We start from the raw sequence: 13,985 nt of genomic DNA on the forward strand, positions 1-13,985 counted from the left end.
TGCATCTGAATGCGGTTGATCGTTCATTTTTTGGATTTGGACGCCTTTTTCCCCAAGGGCTGGATTTTATCTAGGGCGAAAATCCCCAGGTATATCCCCTCCACCAGCTGCTCCTCCCGGAGCTGATCGCCCCAGAGCACCGGCCGGATACCCCGCCACCGCTCCTCCATGAAGGACGTCAGTATTTCGTTGGCTTCATACTGGGGGACCATATCCAGCTCGTGAAGAATGCCCAGGAGTCGATAGGTGCAAAATCCTCCCTGGCACGATCCCATCCCGACCCTGGTCCTCTGGCGGATATCGTTGAGGTTGCTGGTCTTCATTTCGTTGATCACCTTCAGCACCTCGTCCTTGGTCACCAGCTCACACTCACAGACGATCTCCTCCACCTTCCCCTCCTGTTCCTCCCCTTCCTCCACCGTCTCGATGGAGGTGAACCTGTCCTCCAGCCGATAATGCTCTCCGTCCTCCGATCCGAACAGGGGTTCTGATGCCGTGGAGCACGGGATATGTACACCCATTTCCTCGGCGACGACATCCACCATTTTTTCAGCCATCAAACGGTAGGTTGTCAGCTTCCCGCCGACGATGCTGTAAAAACCCCTGACCCCGTCCTGTTTCCCGTGATCGAGGATGCTGAAGGACCGGGAGATGTCCCGACCGGAATCGGCGTCCTGGGCCGCCACCAGCGGCCTGATGCCGGCATAGGCCCGGATGACCCTGGCCTCGGCCGAGGGGGGGAGCACCAGGCCCGCCTCCTTCATCATCAGGTCCACCTCTTTTTTCGTCACCGTGAAGTTTTCCGGATCGGACACGGTGATGGAGGTGGTGCCGATGATGGAGGTGGGCTCGTTGGGGACGATGATATCCCCGTCTCCGGGGGGCCTGAGCCGGTTGATGACGGTGTTGTTTATCCTGCGGTTGAAAATCAAAAGGCTTCCCTTGGAGAGGGTCAAAGGAACATTCGCCCCCGCAAGCCCCGCCACATGTCCCGCCCAGGCGCCGGTGGCGTTGATGATGCGCTTCGTCCTGATGTGATGACGCTCATCCGTCACCCGATCATGGACCTCGGCGCCCGTCACCCGTCCCTTTTCGACGTCAATGCCCACCAGCTTGGTGTGTCTGAGTATCCGGCACCCCCTGCGGGCTGCGTCCCGGGCGTTGTCTATCGTCAGGGCGAAGGGGTCCACCGCCCCGTCCGGAACCTTTACGACGGTTTTCGCCTCTCGGGAGAGATTCGGCTCAAGCCTCAGGGCCTGGCTCAGGGAGAGGACCTGAGTCTGTATTCCCGCCGCGTCACAGGCGGCCAGAAACCGATCCGCATACGACTCATCATCCCCGGGAAGGCTCACAAACAGGCCGCCGGTGTCCTCGATGGTTCGTGAGGCGATGCGTTTCAGGATGACGTTCTCCTTGATGCACTCCACCGCCGATTCCTGATCCTTGATGACGTAGCGCCCCCCGCTGTGTAGGAGACCATGGCAGCGCCCGGTTGCGCCGGCGGCCAGGTCACCCTTTTCCACAAGGATCGTATCGATGCCCCGCATGACCAAGTCCCGGGCCACCCCGGCTCCGGTCACGCCCCCGCCGATTACCAGCACTTCAGTCTTCAGTTCCAAATGCCGTCACCCTTCCTTTCGATATCCCGCTTTTTCCGTCTTCACTATAACATATATATCACGTTCCCGAACTGACCCGGCGCACCGCCTCCTTCCATCCGTTGTACAGCCGTTCCCGCTCACCTGCGGCCATCTTCGGGGTGTAAAGCTCGTCGACCTTGCGGGTTTCCTTCAGGTCTTCCGCTGATTTCCAGAAACCGGACCCGAGACCCGCCAGCATCGCGGCCCCGGCGGCGGTGGTTTCCACCATCTTCGGACGATCCACCCGGATGCCCAGGATATCCGCCTGGAACTGCATCAACAGGTCGTTGGTGCTGGCCCCGCCGTCCACCCTAAGCACCTCCAGCGGCACCCCGGATTCTTTATTGACGATCTCCACCAGATCCCTGGTCTGGTACGCGATGGATTCCAGGACGGCCCGGGCAATATGCGCCCGCCCCGCACCCCGGGTCAATCCCAGGATGCCGCCCCGGGCGTGCATGTCCCAATAGGGGGCGCCCAGTCCCACGAACGCCGGAACCATGTAGACGCCGTGGTTGTCCTCAACGCTTGCCGCCAGCTTCTCGATCTCCGCGGCGGTGTCGATGATCTTCAGCTCATCTCTCAGCCACTGCACCGCCGCCCCGGCGATGAAAACCGACCCCTCGAGACAATACACGGGCTTCCCCCCGGCATCACACGCCAGGGTCGTCACGAGGCCGTTCTCCGAATAGACCAGGTCCTCGGTGATGGATAACAGAAAACAGCCGGTCCCGTAGGTGTTCTTCGCCATTCCCGGCGTGAAGCACCCCTGGCCGAACAGCGCCGCCTGCTGATCCCCGGCAACGCCGGTGATGGGCACCTCCCGGTTGAGGGGAAGCTTTATGGAGGTATGGCCGTACAGGGCCGCCGAGTCCTTCACCTCGGGTAAAATCGATTCGGGGACATCCAGTATATCCAGTATTTCACCGTCCCATTTCTTCTCGGCGATGTTATACAGAAGGGTCCGGGAGGCGTTGGTATAATCGGTGGCGTGTACATTTCCACCTGAAAGATTGTACATTATCCAGGTGTCGATAGTGCCGAACATCAGATCGCCGGCCTCGGCCCTCTTCCTGGCCCCGGATACATTATCCAGGATCCACTTCACCTTCGTGCCGGAAAAATAGGCGTCCACCACGAGACCGGTCTTTTCCCGAAAGAGCTTCTCGAGCCCCTTTCCCTTCAGGGCGTCGCAGGTATCGGCGGTCCTTCGGCACTGCCAGACGATGGCGTTGTGCACCGGCTTTCCGGTTTTTTTATCCCACAGGACCGTGGTCTCCCGCTGGTTCGTGATGCCGATGGCGACGATCTCTTCAAGTTCGATATCGTTCTGTAAGCACGCCTCGAGCATCGTCTCCTCTACGGTCCTCCATATCTCCTCGGCATCGTGTTCCACCCATCCCGGTTTCGGGTATATCTGTTGAAATTCTTTGTAGGCGCTGCCCACCACGTCGCCGTTCGCGTCAAAGAGGTAGGTCCGGCTTCCGGTGGTTCCCTGGTCTATGGCCATGATATAACCGCTCATTGGTGCTCTCCAGTAATTGACTGCGTATGGGATAAATACAAGGTTCAATTATACCATCGATATACGCCTTTTCAAGATTTTTCACCGCACAAAAGGAAAGCGGGATTCCCGTCATAATGGGAACCCCGCTTTTCAATGGAGTATGTTGAGTATTCTTGTCCCTATTTGATTCCCATGGATTTGGCGACCAGCTCCAGGATGTCGAAGCATTCCATGGACTCCTCCTTACCCAGCTCCTTGATGCCGTCCGAAAGCATCGTCAGGCAGAAGGGGCAGGCGGTGGAGATGGTCTTGTAGCCCTTGTCGATGGCGTCCTGGGTGCGCACATGGTTGATGCGCTTTCCGAGGGTTTCCTCCATCCACATACGAGCGCCGCCCGCGCCACAGCAGTAGCTCTTCGTCTCCTTACGGCTGAATTCCTTGACGTCAACGCCGGGAATGGCCGAGAGGATTTTTCTGGGCTGGTTATACAGATTGTTATAACGGCCCAGGAAACATGAATCATGATAGGCGACGCCGCCTATGCCGTCCACATTCTTCTCCAGCTTGATGCGGCCCTGATTGATCAGGTCCAGGATCAGCTCGGTGAAGTGGTACACCTCAAACGTACCTCCCTCGTTCTGGGGATATTCGTTCTTGAGGCAGTTATACCCGTGGGGGCATGTGGTGACGATCTTTTTGACGTTGTACCCGTTCATGGTCTCGATGTTCTGCATGGCGAGCATGGAGAACAGGTACTCGTTTCCGGCCCGCCGGGCGGAATCGCCGCAGCAGCCCTCTTCCTGCCCGAGGATGCCGATTTTCACACCGGCCTTCTCCATGATCTTGACGAACGTCGTCGCCACCTTTTTGTAGCGGTCGTCAAAGGATCCCGCACATCCGACGTAATAGAGGTATTCCACCTCCGGATCTTCCGCCAGCGTCTTGACCGGCAGGTCATTGGCCCAGTTTCCCCGCTCATGGAATCCGAATCCATACGGATTGGAGTTGTTTTCCATGTTACGCATGGTGGTCATGAGCTCGGCGGACATCTCGCCCTCCATGAGGACCTTGTACCGCCTCATGTCCACTATCTTCTGGGGCTGATCAATCAGCACCGGACACGCCTCGACGCAGGCCAGACAGGTCGTACAGGACCATATGGCGTCGATGTCGTTGGCCTCGCCGATGAGGGCGGGACTCTCTATCTCCTCGGATGCAACTCCCTTCTTGATATCGCACGCCCGTGCGTAGAGGTTGTCGTTGGTGTCAAGGACGATGCGCTTCGGAGACAGCGGCTTTTCGGAAAGATGCGCCGGGCACTGATCCTGGCACCGGCCGCAGTCGGTACAGGCGTCGCCGTCAAGCAACTGTTTCCAGGTGAACTGCTCCACGTAATAGACGCCGAAGGACTCCGCGTTCTCCATATCCTCGATGGGAGCCAGCGCTCCCCTCGGTTCGAGTTTCCTGAAGAAGATGTTGATCATCGAGGTGATGATGTGCATGAGCTTGCCCCAGAAGAGATACGCGACGAATCCCATGGCAAGCAGCAAGTGTATCCACCAGTTGATCATGTGAAAGGTCAATATGCCCGCTTCACTCATCATGCCGTTGAAGGCCTTGGCCAATACCAGACCCACCGGCGACCATTTTGCGAGATCGGGATTGTAATAATATGCGTTCCTGACCACATAAATGGTATCCGCCGAAAGCTCGAAATCCGCCAGGGCCTCGTTGGACGCAATGGCGCCTGTCAACTCCTCGTTCTCCTCAACGGCGGCCAGAAGCTCCTCGTCGGTCAGCTCCGTTACTTTGGCCAGGAATTCCTCGCCGCTCGTCGCCAGGACCTCGCTCATGGCCTGGACCTGGGGATTGGGGCTCACCTCCGTGGCGGCCATCCTGAGGCCCTCGTTGAAGAAACCGGACAGCAGGATCAGGAAAATGAGTATAAGCGAAACGGTATCCGTGCCCTTTCGTCCCAGCCGTTCCGGGCGCTGGATATAGCGAATAACCGCGAACACGATAATCGCAACCAACGCACCCAGGCCGAACAGGTCGAGCACCACCGAGTACCACTTATAGAAGACGCCGTGCCAGAACCGGTAATCGAAGAGCAGCAGGGTGAAGTCCTCCTGGATAACGATCAGGGCGGTCCCGATGAACAGCACCACGAATCCCCAGAAAAGCAGGAAGTGGGCAAGACCCGGCACCTTCTCCTTGAGAAGCTTCCACTGCAAAAACACATACTGGACAAGCCCCCAAATGCGCTTTCCGATCTGGTCGGTACGCTTTTCGGGCTGTCCCAGTTTCCAGACTTTGATTTTCCTCACCAGGGAGTAGATAAAGAACGCCATGATGACGAGGGCGATGCCGTAGACGACAAATCGCACCACGCCGTGAGGTCCTCCCAGGTTGAAGAAAACTTCCCGAGATATTTGTAATTCCATTCTTGACGCTCGCGTATTGTACTAAAAAAAGGGGGGGGCTACCCCCCCTGTTTCATCGTTCAGTTATTCGGCCAGCAGCTTCTTCACCTCGGAGGTAATCTCCGGAACGACCTTGAAGAGGTCTTCCACGATGCCGTAATCGGCCTTGGAGAAAATCGGAGCGTCCGGATCCTTGTTGATAGCCACGATGTATTTTGACGATCCCATACCGGCAAGATGCTGGATGGCGCCGGAGATACCGGCGGCGATGTAGAGAGACGGGGACACGGTCTTACCGGTCTGTCCCACCTGATCGCCGTGGGGACGCCAGCCGGCGTCCACCGCTGCACGGGAGGCGCCCACCGTCGCGGTGGCTCCCAGGGCGTCTACCAGCTCTTCAAGGATCTTGTACTCGTCGGGGCCCTTCATTCCCCGGCCGCCGGATACGATGATATCGGCTTCCGTCAGGTCGACGCGGTCTCCGGCCTCGATCTTGGTCTCCTTGAGGACGGCCTTGGCGTCGCCTAAGGATACCGAAACCTTCTCGACGGCCCCGGCCTTTGCGTTTTCTTCCGCAGGAAAAACCTTGGGCCGTCCGGTGGCGATCTGCGGCGATCCGGTCACCTTGATGGTGACGAACGCCTTACCGGCGAACACCGGTCGGAAGGAAAGCAGCGCATCGCCGTCCAGATCGAATTTCACGCAATCGGAGGCCATGGCGGTCTCCAACCGGGCCGCAACCCGGGGCAGCAGGTCCTTACCCATGGCCGACGCACCGCCCAAGAGAATCTTGGCGTCCTTGGCCACTTCCGCCACCGCCTGGGCATAGAGGTCGGGGGCATAATTCTTCAGCTTCGCGTCTTCAACGACGAACACTTTATCCGCACCGTACTTCCCAAGTTCCGCGGCAATACCCTCGACACCATCGCCCACCAAGACCGCGGCGCACTCGCCGCCCATCTGGTCGGCCAGCTTGCGTCCGGTGGTGACCATCTCGAAGGATACCTTCTTGAGAGCACCGTCGCGCTGTTCTGCAAATACGAGAACTTCTTTTGCCATTTTTATCTCCTTTTCCCGTCGATCGACAACCCCCGATCATATAAATCCATGATGCCGTATTTTTTTCGGGAAACCTGTCGACCTCTGGTCCTTTGCATATCGATTAGATGACCTTTGCTTCCTCACGAAGGGCCTTGACCAGCTCCGCCGCCTTGGCCGCCGGGTCGTCTCCCTCGATGATGCGTCCTGCGGGCCGCTCCGGAGGCATTTCCCACTTGGCGATCTCGGACTTGGCGCCCTCAAGCTTCACGTCCTTGATGTCCAGGGGTTTTTTCTTGGCCTTCATGATACCGGGGAGAGAGGCATACCGGGGCTCGTTCAGTCCCTTCTGACAGGCGATGACGGCGGGAAGACTTACTTCGAAGATCTCCTTGCCGCCCTCGATCTCCCGGGTGCACACCGCCTTGTCGCCGGAGAGCTCCACGCTGGTGACCACGTTCACGCACGGGATATCCAGAAGCTGGGCCACCATTGGACCTACCTGGGCCATGTCGTCGTCAATGGCCTGCTTGCCGCAGTAGATAATTTTGTAGTCCCCGCCCTTGAGTTCTTCGGCCAGGGCCTTGGCAACGCCAAACGCATCGGTGTATTCATTTTCGCCGATCTTGAGCAGCACGCCCTTGTCCGCGCCCATGGCGAGACCTGTGCGAATGGCCTCCACCGCCCGCTCGGATCCCATGCTGACGATGGTCACCTCTTTAGCGCCGGCGGATTCCTTGTTCTTCAATGCTTCCTCGACACCAAACTCATCATAGGGGTTCATAACAAACTTTACCCCCTCTTTCACATACCCGCTTCCATCAGGAGCGACTTTGATGAGGGCCTCGGTGTCCGGAACCTGTTTCATAATGACGGCTACGTTCACTGTTATCCTCCTTGGTTCTTTTTTGTATCTATGTCTGTGTACGATCTACTTCTGTCTCAGGAGACTGCTGGAAATAACCAGGCGCTGTATCTCCGATGTTCCTTCGTAGATCTCGGTAATCTTCGCGTCTCTGAAGTACCGCTCCACCGGATATTCCTTGGTGTAGCCGTACCCTCCGTGGACCTGAATCGCCTTGGTGGCGGCCCACATGGCCGTTTCCGACGCGAAGAGTTTTGCCATGGCCGCTTCCTTGGAGAAGCGCACATCACCCTTGTCCTTGAGCATCGCAGCCCGCCAGGTCAAGAGCCGGGCCGCGTCAAGACGGGTCGCCATATCCGCGATCATCCACTGGATGGCCTGGAATTCCGCGATGGCCTGACCGAACTGCTCACGGGTCTTGGCGAACTCGATGCTCTCCTCCAAAGACCCCCTGGCAATGCCCAGAGCCTGAGAAGCAATGCCGATACGGCCGCTGTCCAGAGTGTGCATGCCGATCTTGAATCCCTCTCCCTCGCTACCCAACAGGTTTCCCTTAGGCACCTTCACGTCCTCGAAGATGAGCTCCGTGGTGGAAGAGCCGACGATGCCGAGCTTGTCCTCCACCTTCCCGACGGAATACCCTTCCATGCTTTTTTCCATGATCATCATGGAAAGGCCCTTGTGCTTGTGTTCTCCGGTCCTGACCAAGACCACCGCGGTATCCGCTTCACGCCCGTTGGTTATGAAGTTCTTGGTGCCGTTGACGATGTAGTGATCTCCGTCGAGCTTGGCGGTGGTGCGGGTGCCGGCTGAATCGCTGCCGGCGTTGGCTTCGGTCATGCCGAAACAGCCGATTTTCTCCCCCCGGGCGAGGGGGGTGAGGAATTTCTTTTTCTGCTCCTCGGTGCCGAAATAGTAAATTGGCCCCGTCCCCAGAGATGTATGCGCGCTCATCACCACACCGGTGGACGCGCAGTGCCTGGATATCTCCTCGATGGCGAGGGAGTAGGAAACGTAATCCATGCCGGCGCCGCCGTATTCCTCCGGGAATACCACGCCCATCAGGCCCAGCTCCGCCATTTTTTTTACGCTTTCGGTGGGAAACTTATGCTCCCGGTCAGTCTCCTCGGCAATCGGTTTGAGTTCCTCCTCGGCGAACTTTCGGGTCATGTCGAGAATCATTTTTTGTTCATCGGTTAGTTGAAAATACAAACCGTTTCACCCCCTTTCAGGTCACTCTTTTATTTTTTATTATTTCAAATCGTGTTCCGTGATTTTGTTTACCTGTCCTTGAAGTTGGGCGCCCGCTTATCGATAAACGCGGCGATGCCCTCCTTCTTGTCCTCGGTGGTAACAAGGCGGCCGAAGCACTTGGACTCTATCAGCATTCCATCGTCCAGGGGAACCTTGAGCCCCTCGGTAATCGACTCCATGGCCGCCTCCACGGCGACCTGTCCCTTGCTGGCGATGAGCGTTGCCAGGGCCTTGGCGTCGGATAGGGTTTCCTCCGGCTTCGATACCTTCTGTACGAGGCCGTACTCGTAGGCCTCGTCGGCCGAGATGAAGCGTCCGGTCAGGACAAGCTCGAGGCCTCTCGCCTTGCCCACGTGCCGGGGTACCCTCTGGGTACCGCCGAATCCGGGGATGATGCCCAGGTTGATTTCCGGCACGCCGATCTGGGCCCTGGATGAGGCATAGCGGATGTGACACGCCGAGGCGATCTCCAGCCCGCCGCCCAGGCAGTACCCGTTGATGGCGGCGATGACCGGCTTTCTGGAGTTCTCTATCTTGTTCAGAATCTTTTGGCCCATGCGGGTCAACTCAACGCCCTTCTTGGCGCTTTCGACGAACTGGATCTCCTTGATGTCCGCCCCGGCGACAAAAACACTGCCCGCACCGGTCAGGACGATGACCTTGACGGCTTTATCCGCAAAGGCCTGGTCGAAAGCCTCTTCGATATCCAGGACGGTCCTTCTGGCCAGGGCGTTCATGGGCGGATTATCAATATGCATTATCGCCACGCCGTTGGCGTCGACCTTGTAGTGACATCGCTTGAGGAGACGCCTTTTCCCTTTTGCTAGATCATCGAGAATCTTGGGCGCCTTGAATCGTACCGGGTCGATGGTCTTGGCGAATTCGTTGAATTTCTTCTTGACCATATCCCATCCCAGCACCTCCTCGCCGTAGTGGAGGGGGCCCCAGGCGGTCTTGTAGGGAAAACCCGTGCCGAATACCATACCGGTGTCCACATCGTGTGGAGAGGCGAATTCCTCCTCGACGAGCATCAGCGCCTCGCGGATCTGAACCAACAAGAGCCTCAGGTAGTCAAAGGGAACGCCCGTCGGTTTGGTGTTCTCCCGCTCCTTTTTTAAAAGCGTCAGAAAATCGTCGCTGTTGGGAGCTCCGTCCTTGGTGTAATCATAAAAACCCTTTTGAGCCTTCTGGCCTAAAAGACCCTTTTCCACCATCGCCTTCATCAGCGGGGACACCGCGCATCGCTTGCCGTACGCATCCTCCAGGGTGCCGGCGGCATGGGTTCCCACATCCAGACCTACCAGGTCCGTCAGGGTAAACGGCCCCATGGGCATTCCGAACTCCGCCGCGGCCTTGTCTATCTCCTGGGTGGTCAATTCCGGCGTGTCCAGGAGCGCCGTTATCGCCTCGCTCATATAGGGTATCAACACGCGGTTGACGGCGAATCCGGCACAATTGCCCACCTCAATGGGTGTCTTTCTGATTCTGGCGGAAAAGTCCATCATAGCGTCCACCACCTCCCGGTCGGTTCCGGGATAGTGGATGACCTCCACCAGCTTCATGACGTTTGCGGGATTGAAGAAATGAAGCCCCACAACTTTTTTGGGCCGTTTGGTGGCCCTGGCGATCTTACTGATATCCAGAGACGACGTATTGGTGGCGAAGATCGTGTGCTCGGGACACACCTCTTCGAGATCTGCGAAAACCTTCTGCTTGATGTTCATTATCTCGGGCACCGCTTCGATGACCAGATCCACGTCGTCAAAACCTTTGTATTTCAGGGTGCCGCTGATCAGCCCCATGCCCTTGTCCATCTTCTCCTGGGTCATCTTGCCTTTTTCAACCCGCTTGGAGTAGATCTTCTTACAGTTTTCCAGGGCCTTATCGATGAATTTCTTGTCGATGTCTTTGATGATGGTTTCAATACCCACAGAACTCAGCACATAGGCGATCCCGCCGCCCATGGCGCCGCCGCCCATCACCGCTACCTTTTTGATTTCCATACAAAACGCTCCTTACAATTTCATTATTGCCGTATTACGATCGATGAAGAGAGACGAGTTTGACTATCCGACCGCTTTTCTGCTTTCAGCCTCGTCCTCGATGATAATGCCGTTGAGAAAGAAGATTGCCACCTGTTGCGCCGCCTGGTCGATCTCATATTTTTTCTTTTGATGAAACAGGAACATGGTCGACAGCTCATCCAGGGCGCCGAAAAAAGCCCGCTTGGCCAATCCCGGCATAACCTCCCGGCGAAAGAGGCCCTTCTCCTGTCCCTCCCGAACAATACTGGAGATAATATTGAGATATTCGATGAACTTCCGGTTTCGGTACTCACGCATGAACTTCGAGGACTGGCGCAGCTCCACCTGGATAACCTCCGCCAGGTTCTTGTTCTCCCGCACCATGTTCAGATGTACCACGGCGAAGCGTTTTATCTTTTCCACGGGAGTCTTTTGTTGTTCAATTTCATTCTTCATGTTCGTGATGATACGGTCCATTTCCTCCTCGAACAGAGAGATGAGGATATCGTCCTTGTTCTTGAAATAGAGATAGACGGTACCGTCGGCTACCTTCGCCTCCTTGGCAATTTCCGAAACCCGGGAGTTGTAGAAACCGTTTTTTGCGAAGACCTTGATGGCGGCCTTGATGATTTTCTTGTGTTTGTCTTCAGTCTTCATGTATTACCACTCGCGGAAAATTGTACCGGATGACCGCCGCCCCTTGAACCCAAAGAGGCTTCAATGACAATGTGTGTAACTATATGCCCGCTCGATCAGCTTCCGGTGAAAATAATGAATGACTATTCATTCAAAGTGACTTTGTAACATAGAAAACTGAATGATGTCAAGATAATTCTCGTGCAAATATAAACAGGTCAACGGAGCGACCGACAGCCCGGGAGCTCTTCCGGTTCTAAGGAGAGGTGTCTCGTTCGGAAGCGCGGGGTGTTACGCGTGCGTATCGATCTCTGTGGATACGATGCTCTCTTTTGATATAGCAAAAAAGGTAAACCGGCTTTGAGGGCGCAAAACGAGCGGTGCGGGAACAGTTTTAAGCGGTTCGGTGTCTCATTGAAAGACGAGCATACTCCATCGATTTGAAAAACGCCGAAAGGACACCACCGATGAAAAAATTCGCACTGATACCCGTCATCATTTCCGTCTTAATTTTGTGTGGAGTGATTCTCTATTACACCGTGGTAGTGATCGAAGCCCGGGAATATACCCGAACGGTGGTTGCGGACGTCCTGTCGGATACCGATAATGCGGTATCCCTGGATGATCTGTCCGACGAGCGGCTTTCGATGCTGCTTGCCGTTGAGGACCCGGCGTTTTTTTCCCATACCGGCGTCGACCTGAAGACTCCGGGGGCGGGATTGACCACCATCACCCAGTCGCTGGTGAAGATATTCTATTTTGACGCGTTCACGCCCGGGGTAAAGAAAATCAGGCAGACCCTCATCGCCCGGTTCGCCCTGGATCCGCTGGTATCCAAGGAAGACCAGCTTGTCCTCTTCATCAATTATATCGGCCTGGGGAAGAACACACGCGGTTTCCGTGAGGCGTCCGAATATTACTTCAACAAGACCTTCACGGACCTGACCGACGACGAGTACCTTGCCCTGGTGGCGATGATCATTGCGCCGGGGACGTTCAATGTTGCAGACCATCCGGAAAGAAACGCCCTGAGGGTGTCCCGGATCAAGGCCGTAATCGAGGGTGACTATACCCCGAAGGGGCTGTGCGACCTCTATTATGGTCCCATGGAAGAGGATATCATCGACCAGCTCCCGCCCATGTCCTACTTCGAGAAATACTACGAGTGATTCCAAGTGGATCGAATGGGATCGTCGAGCCGTCCCCCGATGCACGAAAGACCGGGGGGCGGCTCGACGACCTGTTCGGGGCGCACCCGGACGCATGCCGCGGGGCCCCGCATCCATCTGCACAAGCGATCAGGCGGGGGGAAGAATCTCTCCACCGAAGGCGAACCTCTCCCGCTTGACGGGAAGCGTCGAGAGATCAAATATTTCGCCCCGACCCCGGGGTATTCGATAGGCGAAGGTGATCCGTCGCTGATCTCCAGGATAGAGATCATTGAGCATCGGATTCTCCTCGAATATCCTGTCGACGATCCCGTCGTCGTCGAGGAACTCCACATCACCGATGAGCCGAACCATCACGTAGTCGCTCGTCATGCCGACCAGGGCGATCCTCGGTGTCTTTTGAAGCTGTGTGCAGTACGCCTTTCCCTCCACCCCGAGCATATAGAGCCCATCGTCTTCGGCCATCATAATGTCCAGTATCCTATTTTCCGGCATACCGTCGTCCACCGTCGCCCCGGCCACCGACTTGATCTCCCTCAAAAGCCCGAAGGCCATTTTTGTGACAGCATCCATTGGATTTTCTCCTTTATGTCATTTTCTCGAAATTAAACAGTACGCCGCTTGGCGGCATCCTTACCGATCGGTGCGGGAAAGATATACGTTCAGGTTGTCGTCAAGGTGATTTAAAAAATTCATCAGGACCTCCCGCTCCTCCTCGGGCATCTCCCCGTATACCGTGCTGATGAGCAGCTCCGATATCTCCTGAAACGCCGGGAACAATCTTCTCCCCTTCTCCGTCAGCGAGACGAGCACCGATCGTTTATCGTCGGGACAGGACATCCGGGTCACATACCCGTTCTTCTCCAGGGTCCTGATCATGACGGTGATGGTGGATTTGACCCGTCCCGCGGACTCGGTTACGGCCTTGATGGGCACAGGCCCGTCCGCCTCATACAGGGCCGCCAGCGCCCGCCCGTGGGCCGGAAGGACATCGTCGATGCCTCGAGACCTCAGCTCATCGGCGATAATGGTGTGCGCCTGGTCCCGTATCCTGGCAATCAGGTCGATAACGCCCCGTGTCTTCATACCCCGTATCCTCTCTTTCCATACCAATGACGACGTATAAAAAACCCGCCCTCCCATTCTCCGTTCCCTCGTTCCCTGATGGCGATACATTAGTTCGTATACGAACTAATGTCAAGAAAAAAATACGAGTTGTCCTTCCGATTTCCACGAGGGAAAAGAGACAAAAACGGTGCGGTGAGGGGAAGGGAAAAATCGGAGGTGAAGGAAGATTGAGATGTTTTTTGAGTATTTTGGAGGTCACTCCCCGCCTTTAATCGGGCCAAGTTGCCGGTCTTTTTGGAAAACACAACGGCGTCTGCCCCGGTTCCGGTTCCTGCACAAAAAAACGGCCCGTCACCGTTGT

Annotated in this window: 11 protein-coding genes; 1 reads left to right on the plus strand and 10 read right to left on the minus strand. The window is 56.4% G+C overall.

Annotated elements, in window-relative coordinates; all coding sequences use genetic code 11:
* Nucleotides 1-23: 23 nt before the first annotated feature.
* The 8 genes from glpA to JW885_00995 form a co-directional block, all read right to left on the minus strand.
* Entirely contained in the window at nucleotides 24-1,619 is a 1,596-nt protein-coding gene (glpA, locus tag JW885_00960; protein ID MBN1880714.1) for an anaerobic glycerol-3-phosphate dehydrogenase subunit A, read from the minus strand.
* A 58-nt stretch (nucleotides 1,620-1,677) separates the two neighbouring features.
* Nucleotides 1,678-3,165: a glycerol kinase GlpK gene (glpK, locus tag JW885_00965; protein MBN1880715.1), complete on the minus strand. Its 1,488-nt coding sequence runs from the start codon at nucleotides 3,163-3,165 to the stop codon at nucleotides 1,678-1,680.
* A gap of 161 nt (nucleotides 3,166-3,326) precedes the next feature.
* Nucleotides 3,327-5,591 (minus strand): 4Fe-4S dicluster domain-containing protein, encoded by a 2,265-nt coding sequence (locus JW885_00970; GenBank protein MBN1880716.1) that lies wholly within the window; start codon nucleotides 5,589-5,591, stop codon nucleotides 3,327-3,329.
* A gap of 63 nt (nucleotides 5,592-5,654) precedes the next feature.
* Nucleotides 5,655-6,629, minus strand: a complete 975-nt coding sequence (locus JW885_00975; protein ID MBN1880717.1) for an electron transfer flavoprotein subunit alpha/FixB family protein — start codon at nucleotides 6,627-6,629, stop codon at nucleotides 5,655-5,657.
* A gap of 103 nt (nucleotides 6,630-6,732) precedes the next feature.
* Nucleotides 6,733-7,494 (minus strand): electron transfer flavoprotein subunit beta/FixA family protein, encoded by a 762-nt coding sequence (locus JW885_00980; GenBank protein ID MBN1880718.1) that lies wholly within the window; start codon nucleotides 7,492-7,494, stop codon nucleotides 6,733-6,735.
* A gap of 45 nt (nucleotides 7,495-7,539) precedes the next feature.
* The gene (locus tag JW885_00985) at nucleotides 7,540-8,685 is read right to left on the minus strand and encodes an acyl-CoA dehydrogenase (protein ID MBN1880719.1); all 1,146 of its coding nucleotides are present in this window, start codon (nucleotides 8,683-8,685) and stop codon (nucleotides 7,540-7,542) included.
* A gap of 68 nt (nucleotides 8,686-8,753) precedes the next feature.
* Nucleotides 8,754-10,730, minus strand: a complete 1,977-nt coding sequence (locus tag JW885_00990; GenBank protein ID MBN1880720.1) for an enoyl-CoA hydratase/isomerase family protein — start codon at nucleotides 10,728-10,730, stop codon at nucleotides 8,754-8,756.
* Between the two features lie 63 nt (nucleotides 10,731-10,793).
* The gene (locus JW885_00995; GenBank protein MBN1880721.1) at nucleotides 10,794-11,408 is read right to left on the minus strand and encodes a TetR/AcrR family transcriptional regulator; all 615 of its coding nucleotides are present in this window, start codon (nucleotides 11,406-11,408) and stop codon (nucleotides 10,794-10,796) included.
* A gap of 446 nt (nucleotides 11,409-11,854) precedes the next feature.
* Between JW885_00995 and JW885_01000 the strand changes: the two genes are divergently transcribed.
* Entirely contained in the window at nucleotides 11,855-12,556 is a 702-nt protein-coding gene (locus JW885_01000; protein ID MBN1880722.1) for a transglycosylase domain-containing protein, read from the plus strand.
* A gap of 129 nt (nucleotides 12,557-12,685) precedes the next feature.
* Here JW885_01000 and JW885_01005 read toward each other — a convergent pair whose 3' ends face one another.
* Together JW885_01005 and JW885_01010 are read right to left on the minus strand one after the other, a co-directional pair.
* Nucleotides 12,686-13,129: a hypothetical protein gene (locus JW885_01005; GenBank protein MBN1880723.1), complete on the minus strand. Its 444-nt coding sequence runs from the start codon at nucleotides 13,127-13,129 to the stop codon at nucleotides 12,686-12,688.
* A 60-nt stretch (nucleotides 13,130-13,189) separates the two neighbouring features.
* Entirely contained in the window at nucleotides 13,190-13,642 is a 453-nt protein-coding gene (locus JW885_01010; GenBank protein MBN1880724.1) for a MarR family transcriptional regulator, read from the minus strand.
* Nucleotides 13,643-13,985 lie beyond the last annotated feature (343 nt).

This window comes from Candidatus Zymogenaceae bacterium (assembly GCA_016931225.1).
Lineage (GTDB): Bacteria > Desulfobacterota > Zymogenia > Zymogenales > Zymogenaceae > JAFGFE01.